This window comes from Pseudomonas sp. HMWF006 (genome assembly GCF_003061205.1).
GTDB classification, from domain to species: domain Bacteria; phylum Pseudomonadota; class Gammaproteobacteria; order Pseudomonadales; family Pseudomonadaceae; genus Aquipseudomonas; species Aquipseudomonas monsensis.
This window is the reverse complement of record NZ_QAIU01000106.1, coordinates 7,096-8,319: the sequence shown is the minus strand read 5'-3', so window position 1 is coordinate 8,319 and position 1,224 is coordinate 7,096. Positions and strand designations below refer to the sequence as shown.

General features: G+C 61.1%; 2 protein-coding genes. Both read left to right on the top strand.

Translation table 11 applies throughout. The features are described 5' to 3' along the window. Positions 1-24: 24 nt before the first annotated feature. Positions 25-510, top strand: coding sequence for an N-acetyltransferase (locus DBR24_RS04085; protein WP_123467083.1), 486 nt, complete (start codon positions 25-27; stop codon positions 508-510). Between the two features lie 18 nt (positions 511-528). Further along, on the top strand, positions 529-1,134 hold the full coding sequence (locus DBR24_RS04080; RefSeq protein ID WP_123467085.1) for a pyridoxamine 5'-phosphate oxidase family protein: 606 nt from the start codon (positions 529-531) through the stop codon (positions 1,132-1,134). Positions 1,135-1,224 lie beyond the last annotated feature (90 nt).

Sequence of the window (1,224 nt, the reverse complement as noted above, 5' to 3'; positions counted from 1 at the left end):
CTTTGTAGGAAAAAGGAAATTCCCGTGTCAGCCCAACTTGTGCCGTACGACAGCCTGAGCCCTTTGCAGCGTCAGCAAGTCGAGGCGATTGAAATCCATCCCGAGCAGATCAAGTTTTCCGGCGACATCCACGGCGCGCTGCACACGCTGCTGTCCAGACCCGGCCCCGGCGTGAAGGGCTTCGCGCTGCTGGCGGAGGAAGTACCGGTGGCGTTCCTGCTGCTCAAGCGCCCGCCCGTGCTGCCGGACTGGGCCGATGCACACAGCGCCACCCTGCACGCTTTGCAGGTCGACCATCGGGCGCAGGGCAAGGGTTACGGCAAGGCCTGTCTGCAAGCGTTGCCCGCCGTGGCGCGTGAAGCATGGCCGGAGATCAAGGGCCTGGAGCTGTCGGTGGATGCGGATAACGACGCAGCGATCGCGCTGTACGCCAAATACGGCTTCGTCGACAGCGGCGAAGCGTACAAGGGCCGGATCGGTTACGAGCGGCGCATGGGGCTGTTTTTCTGAGTCAGCAAGGATTGCACGATGATCGAATCAATCGAAGCACTGGAAGCGATATACGGATTGCCCCACGAACGCGCGGTGCGCAAGCAGATCGGCTTTCTCAACGAGGACTATCAGGCGATGGTGCGCTTGTCGCCGCTGGTGATCGTCAGTTCGGTGGGCGCCGACGGTCTCGACAATTCGCCGCGGGGTGATGCGCCAGGATTTGTGCGGATCATTGATCAAAACACCCTGGCCCTGCCGGATCGCCCGGGCAACAACCGCATCGACACCCTGCGCAATGTGCTGCACGATCCGCGAGTGTCGCTGCTGTTTATCATTCCGGGGATTGGCGAGACGTTGCGGGTCAATGGCACCGCGACCATCAGTGCAGATCCCGAACTGCTGGAAAGCTTTGCGGTAAATGGCAAACCGGCGAAAACGGTATTGCTGGTGACGGTGGAGGCGGCATTTTTCCACTGTTCGAAAGCGTTTGTGCGTTCGGACGCGTGGAACCCGCAAACCCACCTGCCGCGCTCGGCCCTGCCCTCCGCCGGCGCTTTCCACAAGCGCCTGAATGACGGGCAGTTTGATGCCGAGACCTACGACCGGGAAGCGCCGAAAAGAGTAAGCGACACTCTCTACTGAACGGGGAATTGCAAACACCGCTAGAACCTGTGGGAGCTGGCTTGCCAGCGATGGCGTCGGCACATCAGACGTTGATGTCGACTGACCCAC

Bases quoted from the DNA above. Each gene is read 5' to 3' on its own strand.
- DBR24_RS04080 (WP_123467085.1), top strand. From the start codon at position 529: ATGATCGAATCAATCGAAGCACTGGAAGCGATATACGGATTGCCCCAC.